This is a genomic window from Paenibacillus agri (assembly GCF_013359945.1).
GTDB classification, from domain to species: Bacteria; Bacillota; Bacilli; order Paenibacillales; family Paenibacillaceae; genus Paenibacillus_AQ; species Paenibacillus_AQ agri.
The window spans coordinates 1-17,577 of sequence record NZ_JABWCS010000196.1; the positions used below are offsets into that span (position 1 = coordinate 1).

Genomic DNA, 17,577 nt, shown 5'->3' on the forward strand with positions numbered 1-17,577 from the left:
AACGAATTCACAGTAAACTGGGATATCTGTCTCCAGATCGTTTCGAGTCACTGTACTACAGCAATCTAAAACTAGCGAATTGACCCTATTTACTGTGTCCACTCTATTGACAGAGGTACAATATTGCACTTAATTGTCATTTATTCTTAGCTACAGAATATTTAAGGTACAAAAATGCCGTTAATTCCACTTTGGAAACGAATTCCGGATTTTATTTGTTATTTTAATGTGTTCTATATAAAAGAATATTAAAACCAGTGTTTTCCTTGCGCAGCAGTAGAGCGAAAAGGAAGGATGATTCTGGAAAAACGATAGTGTTCGCCTTAAAAGACCGATTTCAACCTCTAACTCTTTCTACACTTAAAAAATCGGTTTTTAACAGCGATCGCAAGAACCCTCCGAATTCGTAGCGGCTTGTTCTAGGACATCCAGTCGCTAGCAGCTTTATTGATCATAACACTCCCCGAACCCGAAGCGGCCCAGCTAAGCAAACAATACTCCCGCCCCACATGAAACCGATCACAAAAAATTAAAATCAACGCTTGACTGAACCCTGAAATCATGATAAATTATATCTTGTTCACACCTTTTAATGTTCCCTGATAGCTCAGTTGGTAGAGCACTCGACTGTTAATCGAGTTGTCACAGGTTCGAGTCCTGTTCGGGGAGCCATTTTCATGGAGAGATACCCAAGTGGCTATAAGGGGACCCTCTGCTAAGGGGTTAGACTGCGTAAGCGGTGCGAGGGTTCGAATCCCTCTCTCTCCGCCACATATTGTGGTTCACGAAGCGAACATACATAATGAACGTACAGAGGAGTCCTTCAGGACTCTTCTTTTTTGTACTGAAGGTGAAGATTGAGATGAACAATCGGATGCTTGATTGTATGTCTTTGCGGAGGAAGGAAAGGGATGCTTGATTGTATGTCTTTGCGGAGGAAGGAAAGGGATGCTTGATTGTATGTCTTTGCAGAGGAAGGAAAGGGATGCTTGATTGTATGTCTTTGCGGAGGAAGGAAAGGGATGCTTGATTGTATGTCTCTGCGGAGAAAGGAAGAAGATGCTTGATTGTATGTCTTTACAGAGGAAGGGATAGGAGACTTGACTGTATTTTTCCGCCAGGAAAGGCAGCAGGAAAAAGTTCTTTTGGCGTCGCAAAACGTCTCTTATACTTTTTTTGAAAAATATCTTGTCAAAATCGCTAGAGTCTGATATACTCATTTTTGTTGTGAAAAGAACATAACTGAACAGCATGGCCCGTTGGTCAAGGGGTTAAGACACCTCCCTTTCACGGAGGTAACAGGGGTTCGAATCCCCTACGGGTCACCAATATGCGGTAGTGGTGGAATGGCAGACACGCTATCTTGAGGGGGTAGTGGGTGTATACCCGTGGAGGTTCGAGTCCTCTCTACCGCATAGATAAAAGGTAAGAACTTCTTTGCTTTCGCAGAGAGATTCTTACCTTTTTTTGAATTTATACTTGTCCTGAGGTCCCTTTAAACGCACCGGCGTATTGCGGATATAGCTGCCGAACGCACCCTGGGCAGATATCGTGAGTGAATTGTACGTGGAGCTGCAGCTGCAAAAAACGCTCAATGGTCAGCCACTCCTCCTGTTCGTTGCGGATGGACTTGCAGGACGCGCAGATGGGGATGAACTTGAATGCTTGCTTCGTTGTGGAACGGTGTATGGCCAGTGGCTGAATGTGGCGTCCTTCCATAACTGATCCGGCATCCTGATGAGCGATGACCCACATAGGTTTCTCGAGAGAAGGAACTGGCAGAAGGGGGAACGCCTCAAACCGGAATACCCGTCTGCCTTTGGGAATACATAGTATAGTAGAATCGGTACTGACTACAAGGCGTTCTCCGCCCAGCGTAGATTTTAAGACGTTGTGCAAAAGAGTAGGCTCCACGACCCATTCTGGTAGCAGCTCCAAATAATTGCTTCCCACCTTTGCAAGCTGAGAAGGGAGACTGTATTCCTTGCAGCAGGCGTGCCAGCGGCTGTTGAGTGACTGAATGGTGCCATACCGGTCTATAACCAGCGCATTGTGGGGAACGGTATCAATGGATTGTGTAACTAAAGGGGATGGGGGTTGTGACAAAGGTTTTCGCTCCTTGTGATCCCGAATGGGTCCGTTACTAGGACGGCGGCAAGTCTAGCAGCTTCTCAATCTGGCGCCGATACCGCTCGGCCCTGCGTGTTCCGTGGATCAAATTGGATAGGCGGTAGGGAGGGATGTCGTTGATTCGGCAGAAATCCTTCTGGTCAAGTCTGAGTTCCGTCAGACGTTGCTTAATTCTCCAACCATAAGGCGTTATGGGATGCTTGTTGTTCATCTATCTCACCTCTTTATCGATATTCCAGCTGTATGATATAATGGAATAAGACATAATAATAGTTAATTATATACTTTTTTACGTCATTTTCAACAAAAACAACTTAAATAAGTGATTATTTATCAAGGTGGAAGGCGGTCAGCAAATGCAGTCCATATACGAGCGTATTGAGTACTTGATCAAACAAAAAGGGATCACGAAGAAGTCATTTTGCGAGGAGCTGGGGATCAGCACTGGAAATATGGGCGACTGGAAGCGTGGCAAGTCTACCCCTGGCACTCATAAACTTATCGAGATTGGGGCATACTTTCAAGTAAGCCTGGATTGGCTGATTCTTGGCAAAGCTGCACCGGAGATGGTGCGTGAGAGCAGCGAGGATTATTTTTTTGAGCAAATACGGCAATTGAATTGCCACATTGAATTGCTGCCGGATGAGAAAATATTCATCAAGGAATACCTTGCTTTTACCGAATATCGGAGACGCAAAGCAGCAGAAGAAAATTCTTGAGTGAACATCTTTACATTTGAGGATAAAAAGATTATAATATTGAATGTTGACCTCAGAACAATTCATTACGTTGTACACACCGCGCGGTAGTGGTGGAATGGCAGACACGCTATCTTGAGGGGGTAGTGGGTGTATACCCGTGGAGGTTCGAGTCCTCTCTACCGCATATATTGTATGATGAAGAAAGCCTTGCTTAGCAAGGCTTTTTTTTGTTAATATCAGGTAGCATTAATTTGGAGGTGGAAAGTTGTGATCATAAGTACGATTCTGGTGGGTCTGGTTGCGGTTATACATATTTATATTTTATATCTGGAATGCTTCCTGTGGGCTACGCCCAAGGGGATGAAGACTTTCGGACTGACAGAGCAGGATGCTAAGGCTACGAAATCGCTGGCGTTTAACCAGGGCTTCTACAACGGGTTTCTGGCCGCCGGTTTGATCTGGGGGCTGTTGTATCCAGGGGATGAAGTAGGACGTCATATTCAATTGTTCTTCCTGGCCTGTGTGCTAATTGCCGGGATTGTCGGCAGCCTTACTGCCAAGAAAACGATTTTGTATGTGCAGGCATTGCCAGCATTGCTTGGGATCATAGCTGTTCTGTTCCAATGGTAATCCAGACGTAGGGAACGGGCTTCATCTAAAAAAAAGGATACTCCTCCATCGCAGTGTAAAGCTGCAGTGGGGTGAGTATCCTTTTTTGCTATCTGCAAAAAGTATTATTTGAGCAACTGCTTGATTTCTGCTTCGATCTGGTCCGGTGTTGTCTTCGGAGCAAAGCGTTTCAGGACGCGGCCATCCTGGTCAACAAGAAACTTGGTGAAATTCCACTTGATGCTCTTCGAGCCCAGAACTCCCGGTGCTTCTGCGGACAAATATTTGAACAACGGATGCGCTTCATCGCCCTTTACATCCACTTTCTCATACATCGGGAAGGTCACACCATAATTGATTTCACAGAACTCTGCAATTTCATCACTCTCGCCCGGCTCTTGGCCTGCAAACTGGTTGCTTGGGAAACCGAGTATTTCAAATCCATGATCCTTGTATTTTTCATACACTTCCTGGAGACCTTTAAACTGGGGGGTAAATCCGCACTTGCTGGCTGTATTCACGACGAGCAGTACCTTGCCTTTGTACTTGGAGAGGGATTCTTCTTCTCCGCGCAGGGTTTGGGCTTCAAAATCATAAATGCTCATGGATAGCGCCTCCTAATTTTAAACCTATAAATATTTATGTCAATTTAATTGTACACTATTTATATTGAGAGTCAAATGTAGACGGCAAGCGATTTGTGACACATGGTTTCAAATTATGCCCATGGTTTAAAGTTAGGGTGTAAGGTTGCAACAAATACAGCGGTTAAAGGAGAAGATGAGTGATGAAAGCATTGTATACAGCAACAGCAACAGTACATGGCGGCCGGGAAGGCTCGTTCGAATCCTCTGACGGCGCGCTGAAACACAACTTGAGTATGCCAAAAGAATTGGGTGGTCCCGGTGGCTCGGGCACCAATCCGGAGCAATTATTCGCGGCAGGCTACGGCGCCTGTTACGAGAGTGCGTTGGCGAATATCGCCCGCAAGGAAGGCGTCAAGCTTCAAGAGGTGGAAGTGACCTCCAATGTAATGATTGGCAAGGATGATAGTGACGGCGGCTTCAAGCTGGCTGTACGTCTGGATGTGAAGATCCCCGGTATCGATAAGGCTCAGGCGGAGGATCTGGCGAAGAAAGCCCATGACTTCTGTCCGTACTCCAAGGCTACCAGAGGCAATATTGAAGTGGAGCTAAATGTGGTATAAAACATAGAGCAAAGCGTTATGAATATAACCTATGCGCAGTTAAGGCCCGGCTTGCACAGCGGGTCTTTTTTGCTATTTTCTAAGAGGAGGGTGAAGGGCGATTTTTATGGCAATCCTATCTAAATAGGGATTATGGATAGTGAAAGAGATCCAGCGGTGCGTACTTTGGTTGACATCCCCCTTAAAATTCTTTAATATGTCTAAGTATCTGAATATGTCGCGTGTGCAAATAACCAACAAAAATTTAAATAATGGGTGATGAAGATGTCTTACAGACCGAATATTACGAATGTGACCAAGGCCAGCAGCAATGATAAGGAAGGATTGTACGAGTTCATTATCAAGCTTGCTGACGGAACGGAGTGCCGCGCGTTTTATCATCGGTTTCCGGAATGGAAAATGACGAACATCAGCCGCCTGTTGAAAACGCCATGTCCAATTTGTCGCAAAGATTTCATCTGCAAATGTATGGAAGCATTCACCGCTGATTTCGAAGAGCAAATGATTGGCGATAATCAGTGGATTGAGAAGGCTATTGCTGAATAATTGAATGAGCGGAACTTAGATGGCGCGGAAGCTTTTTTTCCGCGTTTTTGTTTGCTTTTAGCAGAATTTATTGGAAAAAATGGGGGAGAGGTGCGTGGATTATGGGTGAGCAAGAGAATTCTGTAGGTCGGCCTGCGACAAAGTTGACTGATGCAAGGCTGCACGATAAATCGGTGGTCCTTATGGATGGTGTATGTCATCTCTGCCAGGGACTGGTCCGCTTTATTATTCCTCGTGATCCGAAATCGAGATTTGTATTCGCTCCCCTGCAAAGTGAAGTCGCTGCTCAGCTGCTCCGTGATGGAGGCCTTGATCCAAAGCAATTGGATACCGTCGTGCTCGTGGAGAACGGGAGGTATTATACAGAGTCAGCTGCAGCGCTGCGGATTGCTCGTGGGCTCCGTTTTCCATGGCCGCTGGCTTACGTGTTCACCCTGGTGCCGGGACCTCTGCGTGATCTCCTTTATCGTTATGTGGCACGCAACCGCTACCGCTGGTTCGGACGTGATGAGCAGTGCCTGCTCCCTACGCCGGAGATTCGAAAGAGATTTCTGTAAGAGCAAAGAGAGTGCGGTTTATGCGCTTGCTAATGCTTTTGAAAAATGTATATTTATTGTATCATTTCATTATATTGATCTGTTATCTATAAATTACAGGGTGGGATGGAGCAATGGCTCGAAAAGCGGGGATTCACATGCTGGTCTTCATGTTGGTTTCTTTATGGATTACGGGTACGGTGTCTGCGGCCCCCAAGCTTCAGGTTGTGGTAAATAATTCAAGCGTGGCGGGAGTTGTAACTGAATCCGGGCATACGATGGTTCCGTTGAAGTCTTTTGAACGCTTTGCCAATCTCTCCATGCAGTGGGTGGCTCAAACGAAGAAAATAACGATTAAACGCGATTCTACGGTTATTCAGCTTACTGTTGGTGATAGAACTGCTTCTATCAACGATAATCCGGTGCAGCTGGAGGTGGCTGCCAGGATTGTGGATGGAAGAGTTACGGTCCCGCTGAGATTTATTGCTGAGGCACTGGGCGCTAGGATCACTGTAGATGCAGTTACCAATACGGTCTGGATTCAAGAGCGGGCCAGCGCGAAGATTTTGAAGAATTATAACAGCAGCGACTTGGCGACTTCACGGATAGCAGCAATGCAAATCCCATTGGATGCGAGCAAGCCTTCCAAACTAATAGATGAGAATAGTGCTGGTGATAGTGAAGTTTTTTCCGAAACCTATTATTTTGCTAAAGGAAAGTCGGATGGCTACTACTTGTTGTACGGGCATTTCGTGACTTATTTCGAGATTAAGGATAATATTCGCCAAGTGGTCTGGGAAGCAAATCTGGACAATGTCCAGGAGGCGACGAACAAGGATATTACATCTGTGTTTGGAAATCCGATCTACAAGGAATATGGCAAGCGGCCTGTACTATCTCAGGAATATGTGTATTTTAACACCAGTATCTGGGGTGGTCTGGTCATCTACGGCATAGCTAATATTGATGGAACCTCCGCTGAATTAGGGCGTCTGACGGACTGGCCGGATACACGCAAGCAGTTCGTTGTAGCCATTCCGGGGGAGAGCAAACGCTGAGAACGGTCAGAGGCTGTATTTATGGTGTGCGAAAAAAAGATTGCTCCCTGTATATATGCTACTATAGATGAAAATTAAAGGATATTAACGGAAGCGCCGTTCATTAACGGTTTTTCACGGTTTTTTGCGGTGCTTTTTTGCTGTCTTTTTTAGAGAAAGGAGAGTGCTGGCCGTGCGAGTAAAAATGCGTTGTGGTGACTATTTTTACCACAAGGAGATCACTTTGTCTTTATTTTTTTGATCTTACATGTTTACTGGAAGCGAATTTGCTCATTTATAGTTTGTAACTTTAACTCTGTCGATTCGACAGCATATTCTTCGCAACACTAAGAAAAAATGACACTGCTTAATGACTCAAATCCGTGAAACGTTCTAACTCCGCGATCAGACTCTCTATTTTTGCTTTGTCTTTTATCTGATAGGACTGCTTTCGCCCATCCTTTGATGCTACAATATATGATTTGAATACATTACCAATGTCTGCATAAAGGTATATTTCACTGATATAGATACCATTTAGTTCGTGTATAAGCGGGATAACAAAGATATTATACTGTACCATACCGCGCTTATTTTTATTCCAGTCAATGATTTGCCGCGATAATGGAACAGTATCTAGATTATCAATTATTTGTGAAAACTCTTCAAAAGATAGTTCATACCTTTTCTCTGTAATGCCGCCAGTGGAATTAGGTTGTGATTTATACACAAAAATATCGTAATCTTGAGAAACGGGCTTTTGAAATTCTATAATATTTGGACGATAATAATAAAAAACTAATGATAGTGAAATTAGAAACAGCCCGGTGGAAATGAATGTTTTTATACGGTAATGCTTTGTTTTTCGTCTATAAAGGGTTGTAGCCAAGATGATCAGGCTAATGATGGACAAAATGATCGCACCAATTACCAGATAAGTAATGAAGTCGTAATCAATTAGCCTTTCAAGTTTCATAATAATCGTCTCCTTATTCAACTATTGTACAATTTACTAGTGACCTCTATTGCAGGTTGTTTCATAAAGCAAGCGCGTATGAGCCAATTACCATGACAAATTATTATCTTGAAATGGGGTACAGGTGGTGTTCCCCTGAGATTATTAAAAATATGCTGAATGCTCGCAATAGAGTTGCTCGAAGCACACCGACAACATATGTCGGATGGATCTGTTCGAGCGCTTCAAGTTGAAGAGTATCTTAATGTATGACTGCCTGTCGAGAGGTTTCCCTACCGTCTTAAAGACAAGGAGACCGTCCCAAAATCCATGTAATGGCTATGTGGACGGTCTTCATTTTTGAGCAGGTTAGATGCGTCTGCTCCAAGCGATGCTTCGACAATGGACTATGTTTAAAAAGGTATTTCTCGTTTTCGTACCGTATCTGTACCGCAGAGTCGAACGAATTTGATTTTATGAGAGAATGCACCTAAAAGGTGCCTCTCTCTTTTGATCTCTTCGTAAATACCACCCTACCCTCCAATTTGAGTCCTTTTATGCTTTTCAACCACAATAGATAGCAAAATAACTAGAATCGCTTAAGTAAGGCGTATTGTGAAGTTGTGTGTAATTATGATATGTCTTATCACGCCTGTTGATTAACCAAAATAAGGTATTGATGAAATGAAAAAAAGATCGCCAGGGTAACAGTAACGTAAATTGGATCATTGATGTTATATATTTCCTGTTACCGACACTGGAGATTCGAAAGAGATTTCTGTAACGGGGTATGTTGTGTAAAAAAAAGGATTGCCGCCTGTTTATATATATGCTACTATAGCTGTAAATTAAAGGATAGTAACGGAAGCACCGTTCATTAACCGTATTTCACGGTTTTTGGCGGTGCTTTTTTGCTGTCTTTTTTTAGAGAAAGGAGAGTGATGGCATGGCGGCAAGGATTGTGCTGGCCGTGCGGGAGAGTCAATACATCGAACCGTTGCTGCACTATCTTCATCATAGCCGGTATAGCGAGCTGCTGCGGATTACGGCGTTCAGCCGGATGGAGGCTTTTGCAGAATTTATACAGGGCGATGAGGTGCCAGACGCTGTTGTCGGGGACGCGGCCTTCATTGAAGCTTGGCTGGTCAGCGGACGAAGCACTGTGCGGTGGGCGGTTCTAAGTGAAGATGGAGGGCCTGGAAGCTATCATGGGACCAGTAATAAGAGTTTAGCCGGCGGGGAAGTCATTGCCAAGTACCAGTCGTTACCTTCCTTACTGGAATCAATACTGCAATTATGTAATGTCAGACGTTCAGACATGTTGTTGTCGGCCAAAGAAGAAACTTTGCTGCTCGGTGTAGTCTCCTGTAGTGGCAGCAGCGGCAAGACGACGATTGCCCTGAATATGGCGAAAGTACTGGGCGAACAGGGGTTGTCGGTCTTTTATCTCAATCTGGAAAGTGTGGATAGCAGCTGTATCATTCTTCGCCCGCCGCAAGGTAATGTTCCTGGGCTGGAAAGGCTACTCTATGATCTACAGGCTGGCCGGAACGATGAAGAGGCTGGAACACCTGAACTGAGACGTTATGTCATTCGGCATGAGGAGCTGCAGAGCGATGCGTTTAGACCCGTGGGCAATCTCAAAGAAATGCTCCAGATGACTTCACAGGATACGCTCGACTTGCTTGAACTACTCACTGCTACTCGCAGCTATGATATTGTCATCATCGATACCGGGAGCATAGAAGAGGAGCGGGCCAAGGCGGTGCTGCAGCGATGCGGTATTCTGCTATGGGTGATGTGCAATGATGATCTGAGCATACATAAGACGGCCAGATGGCTGTCGCATTGCAGTGCACCTCATTCCGGCCTGCCGCCGGGCATTCTTGAGAAGAGCCGATTTGTCATAAACTTTGGGTCAGATGATATAGAAGTAGGGGGCTTGCCTGAAGGGCTGAGCATGGATGCGGTACTTCCATATATTCCGTCTTGGACATTGCGGCACCGTGAGGAACTGTATCTCAATTCTCCCCAATTCCAGCAAGTAATTATGGAACTGTGCCGGGGGATCATAGAGCCTTCTCTGCCGCAGGTTTTTACTGGGAATGCCGGTTATGAATGAGGAAATGTTCAGAGCGCTGCGCGGTGACATCCGGGCCGGACTGGATGTTACTTCATCTGTTGGGAATCGAGAGCTTACAGCCTATATTGAACAGACCATTCTGGAGCGGGAGAGTCTTCGCTACTTAACGGCACAGGAAAAGCATGAACTGGTGAAGCGACTGTTCGACTCCTTCCGCGGGCTGGATGTACTTCAGCCCCTGGTAGATAATCCGGCGATTACAGAAATTATGATCAATAGCCACAATGATATTTTCATTGAAGAAGAGGGAGTCATCCGCCGTCTACCGCTAGCTTTTGAATCCAACAGCAGACTGGAAGATATCATCCAGAGCATCGTCTCCGGCGTGAACCGGGTGGTCAATGATTCTTCTCCTATTGTGGATGCAAGACTCAAGGATGGTTCCCGCGTCAATATTGTTCTGCCACCGGTTGCCTTGAAAGGTCCGGCGATGACCATCCGTAAATTTCCGGAAAAGCCTATGACCATGAACGAACTGGTCCGGCGCGAGGCACTCAGTGAAGAGGCGGCGGAGCTGCTGCAGACTCTGGTTGAGGCCAAATACAATATTTTTATCAGCGGAGGGACGGGTTCGGGTAAAACCACATTCCTGAACGCATTATCTCAATTCATTCCCTCGCAGGAGCGTGTCATTACGATTGAGGATTCAGCGGAACTACAGATTGTCACCGTTCCGAATCTAGTCTCCCTGGAGACGCGAAATGCTAACACGGAAGGCAAGGGAGAGATTACGATCCGCGATCTGATCCGTTCTTCGCTGCGGATGCGGCCAAACCGGATTGTCGTTGGCGAGGTGCGGGGCGCGGAATGCTTGGATATGCTGCAAGCGATGAACACTGGGCATGACGGCAGCTTGTCCACGGGGCATTCAAACAGCGCCCGCGATATGGTTAGCCGTATGGAGACTATGGTGCTAAGCGCGGCGGAACTGCCAGTTACGGTGGTCCGGCAGCAGATCAGTTCAGCGATTGATATCTTCGTGCATCTCTCCCGGTTACGTGACCGTTCCCGCCGGGTGATGGAAATCTGTGAGGTCGATGGATTAAAGAATGGGGAGGTACAGCTCAATCCACTCTATGAATTCCGGGAGGTGGGGGAGCGTGACGGACGGGTTGAGGGAGGTCTGACGGCCTGCGGCAATGCACTTCTGCATACCGGCAAGCTAAGAATGTCGGGTATCTCTACGCATCCGCTATCGAAGTATACCGAGGGAATCAGGGAGGGGTGAGAAAGGATTTGATTCAGAGCGGGAATTTCAAGCAGGCTCTTGCTAAGTCACAAAACAGGAAATCTGGCGTAGAGGGAAGGACGGTTCTGCCGGATTACAAGGACTACATCTTATCTTCTTGGCAAAAGAACACGGCAATCCTAATCGGGAGCTTGCTCCTGTATGGAGTCGGCTATCTCTTTTATCATCATTGGCTGATAGCGCTGGTGCTGGTACCGGGCGGGGGCTATGCTCCGCGGCTGCTGCGGGATTATTTGCATAACCGTCGCCGGATGGGACTCACGCTACAGTTCAAGCAGACACTCTTTTCATTATCCTCTTCCCTCTCGGCAGGCCGCTCCGTAGAGAATGCCTTCCGGGAAGCGGTGCAAGATCTGCACATGCTTGATCCCGAAGGGGGCGGAGATATGATTGCCGAGCTGAACATTATCTGCGCGCGTATGGAGAATGGTCAGCCGGTGGAAGAAGCGCTGCATGATTTTAGTGCACGGGCAGGCTTGGAGGATGTTGAACGCTTCGCAGATGTGTTCACGGTATGCAAGCGGACAGGTGGTGACTTGGTGGAGGTGGTCCGCCGTACCTCGACAGTCATTGGCGAGAAGCTGGATATCCAGCAGGATATTGCCGTCAGTATTGCCCAGAAGAAATTCGAGGCTAAGGCTCTACTGATCTCTCCGCTGGCCATGATTATGTTCATGAGTCTGACGGCTGGTGACTATATGGAGCCTATGTACACCGGGCTAGGGATGGTTATATCTACATTGGCACTGGGAGGATTGTTCCTTTGCTATTTGTGGACTTCCAAGATAATGAATATCCCGCTTTGAAGGATGGATGAGGATGAGATGGGTATCTGGTGTTGTCTTGCTTCTATTGATAGTGTTCTGGTGTGTCTTTCGTGTGCAAAGTGGCAACCGATATGCCGGATTGCGCACGTTACCCATGGAGGGACTGAGGCTGAGACGGCTTGGCGAACCAATGATGCTATTGATTGATAGGCTTGGCATTGGTAGTCGTTTTCCATTAGTGATGTTCAAAATTCAGCGTTCTCTTCAACGGATTGAGGGTACCAGATACAGCGCAGAGCGAACGCTGCTCTTTGCGGGAGAAATGCTCAGCTATAGCTGGCTGCTGGCAGCAGGTGGGAGCGCACTGACGCTTTTAACTGGAGAACAGACGGGGATTATACTGGGCTCTTTGTTGGCACTTGTATTGCCGGTTGCTCTAGCGAGTGATTTGCATAAAAAGGTGCGGTTGCGGGAGCAGAATATTTTGCTGGAGTTGCCTGAGTTGTTGAACAGCATCGTGCTTCTGGTCGGCGCCGGTGAGACCGTGCAAAGGGCCATCCAGCGTTGTGTGGAGAGCCGCAAAGGGAATACGAAACACCCGTTATATAAAGAATTAGTAGCGATGACGGGGGAATGGGAGAGCGGCTATTCCTTTCAGCAGTCGCTTGAGAACTTTAGCAAACGCTGTGCTGTGCAGGAAGTGTCGCTATTCACCACGACCGTATTACTTAACTATCGGAGGGGTGGGAGCGATTTTGTACTGGCGCTCCGTGACCTGTCACGAATGCTGTGGGATAAACGGAAGGCGGTCAGCCGTACACGCGGGGAGCAGGCTTCCTCGAAATTGGTCTTTCCAATGGTAGTGATCTTTTTAATCGTTATTGTGCTGGTAGGAACACCGGCGATCATGATGCTCAAAATGTAGAGGAGGAAAAAAGATGTCGTTAATTATGGGGAAAATGAAAAGCTTCTGGAAGGACGAGGGAGGACTTGGCACCTTGGAGATGATTCTGATTATTGCGGTATTGATTGCTGTGGTACTGGTGTTTAGAAAAGAAATCGTTGAGGTTGTGAAGTCGCTGATCAGTACAGCCGGCAAGAAGAGTCAGGAAGTATTCGATTAATGTTACTCAGGGATGAACGCGGCAGCTTCACCATAGAGGCTTCCCTCCTGCTGCCCATTATTATGTTCATTACAATGCTGCTTCTGTTTTTCGGCCTGTACAGCTATCAGAAGACAATGCTGCTGCAGGTGGCCTCGGCTTCTACGGAACGAGCGGCGTTTAATTGGGACAATAGCCATAAAGAGAAAACTGGAGCGGTTGCTGCCGGTGAATATGACTCTTTGTACTGGCGCATCGGGGAGGACAGTTTGCTGTCATCATTATTTGGTAGTGAGGGGGGAAGTGGCGGAACACAGATTGAGCTTCCGGGGGGAAGCGAAAATGCAGCCCCGCTGCCTGCCCTTAAGTTGACTAATGCTTCTCGCATGATCCCAGCCAATATGCCAGGGGAGATGGGTTATAAATATGGCTTTACTAGGCGTAAAGTGAGCCTGAATCTAAAGCGTCTGCTCCACTTGCCTGTATTGGACGATGTGTTATCGGACGGTGCCAGTCCCAGTATACAGGCCACATCTGTCGTATCTGAACCGGCTGAGTTTATTCGAACTGTAGATCTGATGCGTTATTACGGCGCCAAGTTCAAAGGCCGTCAAGGCGGTGGGAAGACTGAGCAGCCTATGAACAAGCAGGATGCCTCTGCAATGATGATGAAGCTTGGCAAAAAGTGAGGCTGAGCAATTATATTGAGGTTCTGTGACGAGAATGGGCTGGGAACGGGGCTGAATCTGGACCGGAGAATAGCAGGTATGAAGAAAGGAAGACATGGATGAAGAGAGCGTATAACGGCTCTAATCGAGGTTTGAGGCGCAGGAAAGGAGGGTGGTTTTTTCGAATAGACGGTTCGGTATCCATCTTTTTGATTATGGTGTTGGCCTTTGTCTTCCTGTTCAATGCGGTTCTGATAGATTATGCGCGAATCGCTGCGGCCACTACCCAGGGGGAACGTCTTGCCCGAGCCGGAATACGTTCCGTGCTATCGGCTTACGATGTAGAGCTGAGGGAGAAATATGGCTTGTTCGCTTCAGGCGGAACGGATGGAAACATGCTGTTATCCAGCGTACTCAATGATAATCTGCATGAAAGCGGTCGGTCTGACGCCTTTAATCTTATTCAGATGGGTGTTGAGAGCTCTACTGTGGCATGGAGTAGGCCGTTAGGGGAGTATGATATTTTCCGTCGTCAGATTATTGAAGAAATGAAATACAAGGCGCCGATCGATTTTGCCCTGGAATTGGGCGGCAAGTTCAAGCCCTTATCCGGGGCGATGGCGGAGGCCTCGCAGGTGACCAAGGTACTCCGTGCATTGCAGCCGCTATACGATGAGCGCGAGGAAGCACTGGATCTGATGATGGAACGACGGAAGCAGGCTGCAGAAAGTGGCCGAGCGATGCTTCAGCTTATCATGAATCCGCCGGGAGACAGCCTCCAGCAAAGTACGCTTGGTGAGGTATCTACGGCAGCAGATATAGCAGCCCAATATGATGATTTTGTTTACAAGTATACGTGGGATATGAACCGTGACAGCCGGGAGCCTGCGAGATATACATATCCTTTATCACGGTATTCGCAGGAATCGGCTCAAGTTATTCAGCGAATTCCGCAAGTCATGAATGCTTTCCGTGAACAGCACAATGTCTTCATTGACCAGGCCCAAAGTGCTTTGCTACGGGCAAGGGAGCTGAATGATGAAATGAAGGTGGTGCTGGAGCAGTCCAGAAGCAATGGTTCCGGTAAGCGTGACCGGGCCAGGGATTGGGATATTCCAGGTAGCAGCAGTGATGAAATAGACTCCGATCCGCTGGACAAGCTTCGTGAGCAAGAGGATTCTCTGATTCTTGATCAAGCTGATTTTACAGGTATAGAGGAGCATCTTGCTGCTCAAAAGAGAGGCTTTGAAAGTCTGGAACCATTAACTGCTGCATTACCAGGTGTCCTTGCTGAATTTTCCGGATTATATAGTAATGGTTCAAGAATGATTGAGGCGGTTTTAGCGGCTGCGGGATCTGTTGGGGACTATCTGGGTAGCTATGGAGCTAGCGGTAGCCTTATTGAGGCTGAGCTTGCTGCGCTTGAAGAACACCGGAGTTCGGATAAACAGCGGAAGCAGTGGGAGAAAGAGGCCAAGGTCAAGCTGGGTGATGCTATGAAGATAATAGATAAAATCCGAGAGCTGAGTGATCGGGCAGGAGAGGCAATGCAGCGGTATGAAACGTTGCAGAAGTACTATGAAGAGATTCTTTCTCTGAACAAAGGACTGGACGAAGCCGGAAAAGAGGGGCAAACCTCATCCGATCCATACACTGCTGGAAGCTCTGCAATGACGAATATGGACGGGGTATACGATGTTATGACTAATGCCCTTACAGGTACAAGAGACAGGCTTTTTCAGACTGAGTATACGGCACTTTATTTTCCGCATTTTGATGTCTCGGCTTTGTCCTCTATGGCTAGCGGTATGGGAGGCTCGGATGTTGATCGTCTTGCTGCACAGATGGACCCGCATGCCCAGGAACTGGAGTATATTCTGTACGGATTCCATAATCCTGCAGGTAACATTGCTGCCGCTTATGGTGAGATATTTGCCATGCGGCTGGCCATTCGCACGATGGAGGGGTTTGTCAAAAAGGCGGGTATTGGCAATCCACTGGCCGTTCTTGCGGCCGCGCTATTGTACGGTATTGAGCAGGCAGTTCAAGACATGCTGAGGCTGTGCAAGGACGGTTCGATTCCATTATCAGAGTTTATACCGGCTCAATTAACTTATCGTGATTACCTGCGGCTGTTCCTGATGATGCATGGCAGCGGCGAATCACAGTTATCACGTATGCTGGCTGTAATTCGGCTCAATACAGGCATCAATCCTGCTGAGAGAAATACTTATGCTTCCGCCAATATTCGGTTTGGCCTGCGGCTGTGGTTTTTACCGGGGATGGTTCGGCTGTTGAATTACAGCGGAGTGCTTGCGGGGGATGTGGAAGGAAAGGTCTATTACAGGAAGATACAGGCTGATTCAGCTTACTAGGCGAAGGGAGTGAAGTGAATGAGACGATGGCTCAAAAGGAGAAGTAGTGATAGGAACGAGGGTAGCATGGTAGTTGAAGCGGCAATGGTTCTCCCTATTTTTTTGTCATTCGTTCTGTTCCTGATCTTCATCATTCAGATGAGCCTATACTCTACCGCCTTACAAAGCACCGCCTCTGACACCGTAAAGGTCATATCCACCCATATCTATCCCGCAGCTCTGGCTGCTCAAAAGTGGGACGAAGGCAGCGAAAGTGAAACAAACCCTGAAGGAGGCAATTCGGGAGGCAAACCAGAAGATACAGGCTCACCCTGGGGAATTCCTCGTCTCTCGCTCATGGAATGGGGTGAGGATTATGCGAACGGTCTGCCGCCTCCGCTGAATGAATGGGCCCTGGCCGCGGCAGAAAAGGGAGAAGGGCCATTGCAGAAGCTCCAGTCGGAAGCCTCACAGAGTGTACTGGACCTGGCCATAAAGCCTTTAATAAAGCCATATCTCGCCAGTGACATGTTAGAGTATGAACGAATTCATGTGTCCAATGTTATTATTCCCGATCTAAAGAAGGGGACCCGGCCTTATTTTGGGGTGGAGGTAAGTTATGACCTGCCGATGAAGATTCCTTTTCTGAATCAAAACATTGTGCTGGAGGCCAGTGCCGTAGAGCGGCTGTGGATCGGTGATACCGGCGAGGGACGTAATGGAGATGGGGGAGAGGGCGATAAAGAAGAGCATTTAATTATCATCCTGGAGAAGCCTGATCCCGGTGTTGTGAACAAGCAGGGTAAGGTTCGAGCGAAAATCCCACCGGGTGCTTCTGCAAACTTGACGGTCATTTATAAGAGCGGCTTGAGCAAAGCAAAGTACTTGGGTTGGAAGCAAGCTGATAAGGACGGATATATCGAGTGGGAATGGAAAATTGGAGTTAACACAACGCCAGGTACCTGGACACTTGTTATTCAGACAGATGACGGGCAGTCCATAGAGGTTAATTTTACAGTTGTGGATGGTAAAAAAGGGGGCTAGGGAATGACCGATTGGGCTTTTTGGGGCTGCCTGCCGTTTCTGGTGGCTGCACTCGTTACAGATATACGGTCGATGCGGATACCCAACCGGATCACAGTGTCTGCATGGCTTGGAGGCCTGTTGGCTCAGTCGCTCATGAATGGCTGGCACGGTCTTTTATTTTCAGTCATCGGAGCTGCTGCGGGATTTGCAGTAATGTTGCTTCTGCATCTTATGGGGGCTGTTGGAGCCGGGGACGTTAAGCTGTTTGCCGGCATCGGGGCCTGGACTGGTTTTATTTTCACAGCGCAGGTGATTATGTATTCGATCTTGTTCGGAGCAGTCATCGGCTGGATTATCGCCTTGCGGCGCGATGAAGCGTGGATGCGGTTGCGAAAAGTTTTTGGAACAGTGGCGGGGGTTGTAGTGCTGCGCAATCTGGGTATAGCAAAGTCAGGCGGCGGGTATCTGCTGAAATTTCCTTTTATGCTGGCCGTGTTACCCGCTGTTGTATGTACTTATTTATATTATTGAGGCTGGGAGGTGATC

The 17,577-nt window shown here is 47.4% G+C and carries 19 protein-coding genes and 5 tRNA genes; 20 read left to right on the forward strand and 4 right to left on the reverse strand.

Going from position 1 to position 17,577, the window contains the following annotated elements; genetic code table 11:
- Window positions 1-596 precede the first annotated feature (596 nt).
- The 4 genes from HPT30_RS06425 to HPT30_RS06440 all read left to right on the forward strand — a co-directional run bounded on the left by HPT30_RS06425 (window position 597) and on the right by HPT30_RS06440 (window position 1,415).
- Window positions 597-672, forward strand: a tRNA-Asn gene (locus tag HPT30_RS06425).
- A gap of 7 nt (window positions 673-679) precedes the next feature.
- Window positions 680-771: transfer RNA gene (locus tag HPT30_RS06430), tRNA-Ser, on the forward strand.
- Between the two features lie 482 nt (window positions 772-1,253).
- Window positions 1,254-1,328, forward strand: a tRNA-Glu gene (locus HPT30_RS06435).
- A gap of 4 nt (window positions 1,329-1,332) precedes the next feature.
- Window positions 1,333-1,415, forward strand: a tRNA-Leu gene (locus HPT30_RS06440).
- Between the two features lie 58 nt (window positions 1,416-1,473).
- On the opposite strand, the gene HPT30_RS06445 is transcribed toward HPT30_RS06440, so the two are convergent.
- Both HPT30_RS06445 and HPT30_RS06450 read right to left on the reverse strand, forming a co-directional pair.
- Complete coding sequence (locus HPT30_RS06445) at window positions 1,474-2,106, reverse strand: hypothetical protein (RefSeq protein ID WP_175370610.1); 633 nt, start codon at window positions 2,104-2,106, stop codon at window positions 1,474-1,476.
- 37 nt (window positions 2,107-2,143) lie between these two features.
- Window positions 2,144-2,341: an XRE family transcriptional regulator gene (locus HPT30_RS06450; RefSeq protein ID WP_175370611.1), complete on the reverse strand. Its 198-nt coding sequence runs from the start codon at window positions 2,339-2,341 to the stop codon at window positions 2,144-2,146.
- A 145-nt stretch (window positions 2,342-2,486) separates the two neighbouring features.
- Here HPT30_RS06450 and HPT30_RS06455 point away from each other — a divergent pair, with 145 nt between their 5' ends.
- The 3 genes from HPT30_RS06455 (at window position 2,487) to HPT30_RS06465 (ending at window position 3,461) form a co-directional block, all read left to right on the forward strand.
- Window positions 2,487-2,849: a helix-turn-helix domain-containing protein gene (locus tag HPT30_RS06455; RefSeq protein ID WP_175370612.1), complete on the forward strand. Its 363-nt coding sequence runs from the start codon at window positions 2,487-2,489 to the stop codon at window positions 2,847-2,849.
- Window positions 2,850-2,932: 83 nt separating this feature from the next.
- Window positions 2,933-3,015: transfer RNA gene (locus HPT30_RS06460), tRNA-Leu, on the forward strand.
- An 86-nt stretch (window positions 3,016-3,101) separates the two neighbouring features.
- On the forward strand, window positions 3,102-3,461 hold the full coding sequence (locus HPT30_RS06465) for a DUF1304 domain-containing protein (RefSeq protein WP_312876308.1): 360 nt from the start codon (window positions 3,102-3,104) through the stop codon (window positions 3,459-3,461).
- Window positions 3,462-3,565: 104 nt separating this feature from the next.
- On the opposite strand, the gene HPT30_RS06470 is transcribed toward HPT30_RS06465, so the two are convergent.
- Entirely contained in the window at window positions 3,566-4,045 is a 480-nt protein-coding gene (locus tag HPT30_RS06470) for a glutathione peroxidase (RefSeq protein WP_175370613.1), read from the reverse strand.
- Between the two features lie 182 nt (window positions 4,046-4,227).
- On the opposite strand from HPT30_RS06470, the gene HPT30_RS06475 reads away from it, so the two are divergent.
- The 4 genes from HPT30_RS06475 to HPT30_RS06490 all read left to right on the forward strand — a co-directional run bounded on the left by HPT30_RS06475 (window position 4,228) and on the right by HPT30_RS06490 (window position 6,787).
- Window positions 4,228-4,647, forward strand: a complete 420-nt coding sequence (locus HPT30_RS06475; RefSeq protein WP_175370614.1) for an organic hydroperoxide resistance protein — start codon at window positions 4,228-4,230, stop codon at window positions 4,645-4,647.
- A gap of 264 nt (window positions 4,648-4,911) precedes the next feature.
- The gene (locus HPT30_RS06480; protein ID WP_175370615.1) at window positions 4,912-5,193 is read left to right on the forward strand and encodes a hypothetical protein; all 282 of its coding nucleotides are present in this window, start codon (window positions 4,912-4,914) and stop codon (window positions 5,191-5,193) included.
- A 182-nt stretch (window positions 5,194-5,375) separates the two neighbouring features.
- The gene (locus HPT30_RS06485; protein ID WP_246316963.1) at window positions 5,376-5,750 is read left to right on the forward strand and encodes a thiol-disulfide oxidoreductase DCC family protein; all 375 of its coding nucleotides are present in this window, start codon (window positions 5,376-5,378) and stop codon (window positions 5,748-5,750) included.
- A 113-nt stretch (window positions 5,751-5,863) separates the two neighbouring features.
- Window positions 5,864-6,787 carry a copper amine oxidase N-terminal domain-containing protein gene (locus tag HPT30_RS06490; RefSeq protein ID WP_175370617.1) on the forward strand — a complete coding sequence of 308 codons (924 nt, stop codon included), beginning with the start codon at window positions 5,864-5,866 and terminating at the stop codon, window positions 6,785-6,787.
- 346 nt (window positions 6,788-7,133) lie between these two features.
- On the opposite strand, the gene HPT30_RS06495 is transcribed toward HPT30_RS06490, so the two are convergent.
- Complete coding sequence (locus HPT30_RS06495) at window positions 7,134-7,742, reverse strand: hypothetical protein (protein WP_175370618.1); 609 nt, start codon at window positions 7,740-7,742, stop codon at window positions 7,134-7,136.
- Between the two features lie 925 nt (window positions 7,743-8,667).
- Between HPT30_RS06495 and HPT30_RS06500 the strand changes: the two genes are divergently transcribed.
- The 9 genes from HPT30_RS06500 to HPT30_RS06540 all read left to right on the forward strand — a co-directional run bounded on the left by HPT30_RS06500 (window position 8,668) and on the right by HPT30_RS06540 (window position 17,562).
- Window positions 8,668-9,843, forward strand: coding sequence for a CpaE/TadZ family protein (locus HPT30_RS06500; protein ID WP_175370619.1), 1,176 nt, complete (start codon window positions 8,668-8,670; stop codon window positions 9,841-9,843).
- Window positions 9,836-11,092 carry a TadA family conjugal transfer-associated ATPase gene (locus HPT30_RS06505; RefSeq protein ID WP_175370620.1) on the forward strand — a complete coding sequence of 419 codons (1,257 nt, stop codon included), beginning with the start codon at window positions 9,836-9,838 and terminating at the stop codon, window positions 11,090-11,092. Before HPT30_RS06500 ends, HPT30_RS06505 begins: the two co-directional genes overlap by 8 nt.
- On the forward strand, window positions 11,089-11,919 hold the full coding sequence (locus HPT30_RS06510; RefSeq protein WP_175370621.1) for a type II secretion system F family protein: 831 nt from the start codon (window positions 11,089-11,091) through the stop codon (window positions 11,917-11,919). Before HPT30_RS06505 ends, HPT30_RS06510 begins: the two co-directional genes overlap by 4 nt.
- Window positions 11,920-11,932: 13 nt before the next feature.
- Window positions 11,933-12,805 (forward strand): type II secretion system F family protein, encoded by an 873-nt coding sequence (locus HPT30_RS06515; RefSeq protein WP_175370622.1) that lies wholly within the window; start codon window positions 11,933-11,935, stop codon window positions 12,803-12,805.
- 13 nt (window positions 12,806-12,818) lie between these two features.
- Entirely contained in the window at window positions 12,819-13,004 is a 186-nt protein-coding gene (locus HPT30_RS06520) for a Flp1 family type IVb pilin (protein WP_066373036.1), read from the forward strand.
- The gene (locus HPT30_RS06525) at window positions 13,004-13,672 is read left to right on the forward strand and encodes a TadE/TadG family type IV pilus assembly protein (RefSeq protein WP_175370623.1); all 669 of its coding nucleotides are present in this window, start codon (window positions 13,004-13,006) and stop codon (window positions 13,670-13,672) included. Before HPT30_RS06520 ends, HPT30_RS06525 begins: the two co-directional genes overlap by 1 nt.
- A 98-nt stretch (window positions 13,673-13,770) precedes the next feature.
- Complete coding sequence (locus HPT30_RS06530; protein ID WP_175370624.1) at window positions 13,771-16,026, forward strand: hypothetical protein; 2,256 nt, start codon at window positions 13,771-13,773, stop codon at window positions 16,024-16,026.
- 18 nt (window positions 16,027-16,044) lie between these two features.
- Window positions 16,045-17,049 carry a TadE/TadG family type IV pilus assembly protein gene (locus HPT30_RS06535; RefSeq protein ID WP_246316960.1) on the forward strand — a complete coding sequence of 335 codons (1,005 nt, stop codon included), beginning with the start codon at window positions 16,045-16,047 and terminating at the stop codon, window positions 17,047-17,049.
- A 3-nt stretch (window positions 17,050-17,052) separates the two neighbouring features.
- Entirely contained in the window at window positions 17,053-17,562 is a 510-nt protein-coding gene (locus HPT30_RS06540; protein ID WP_175370625.1) for an A24 family peptidase, read from the forward strand.
- Window positions 17,563-17,577: the final 15 nt, after the last annotated feature.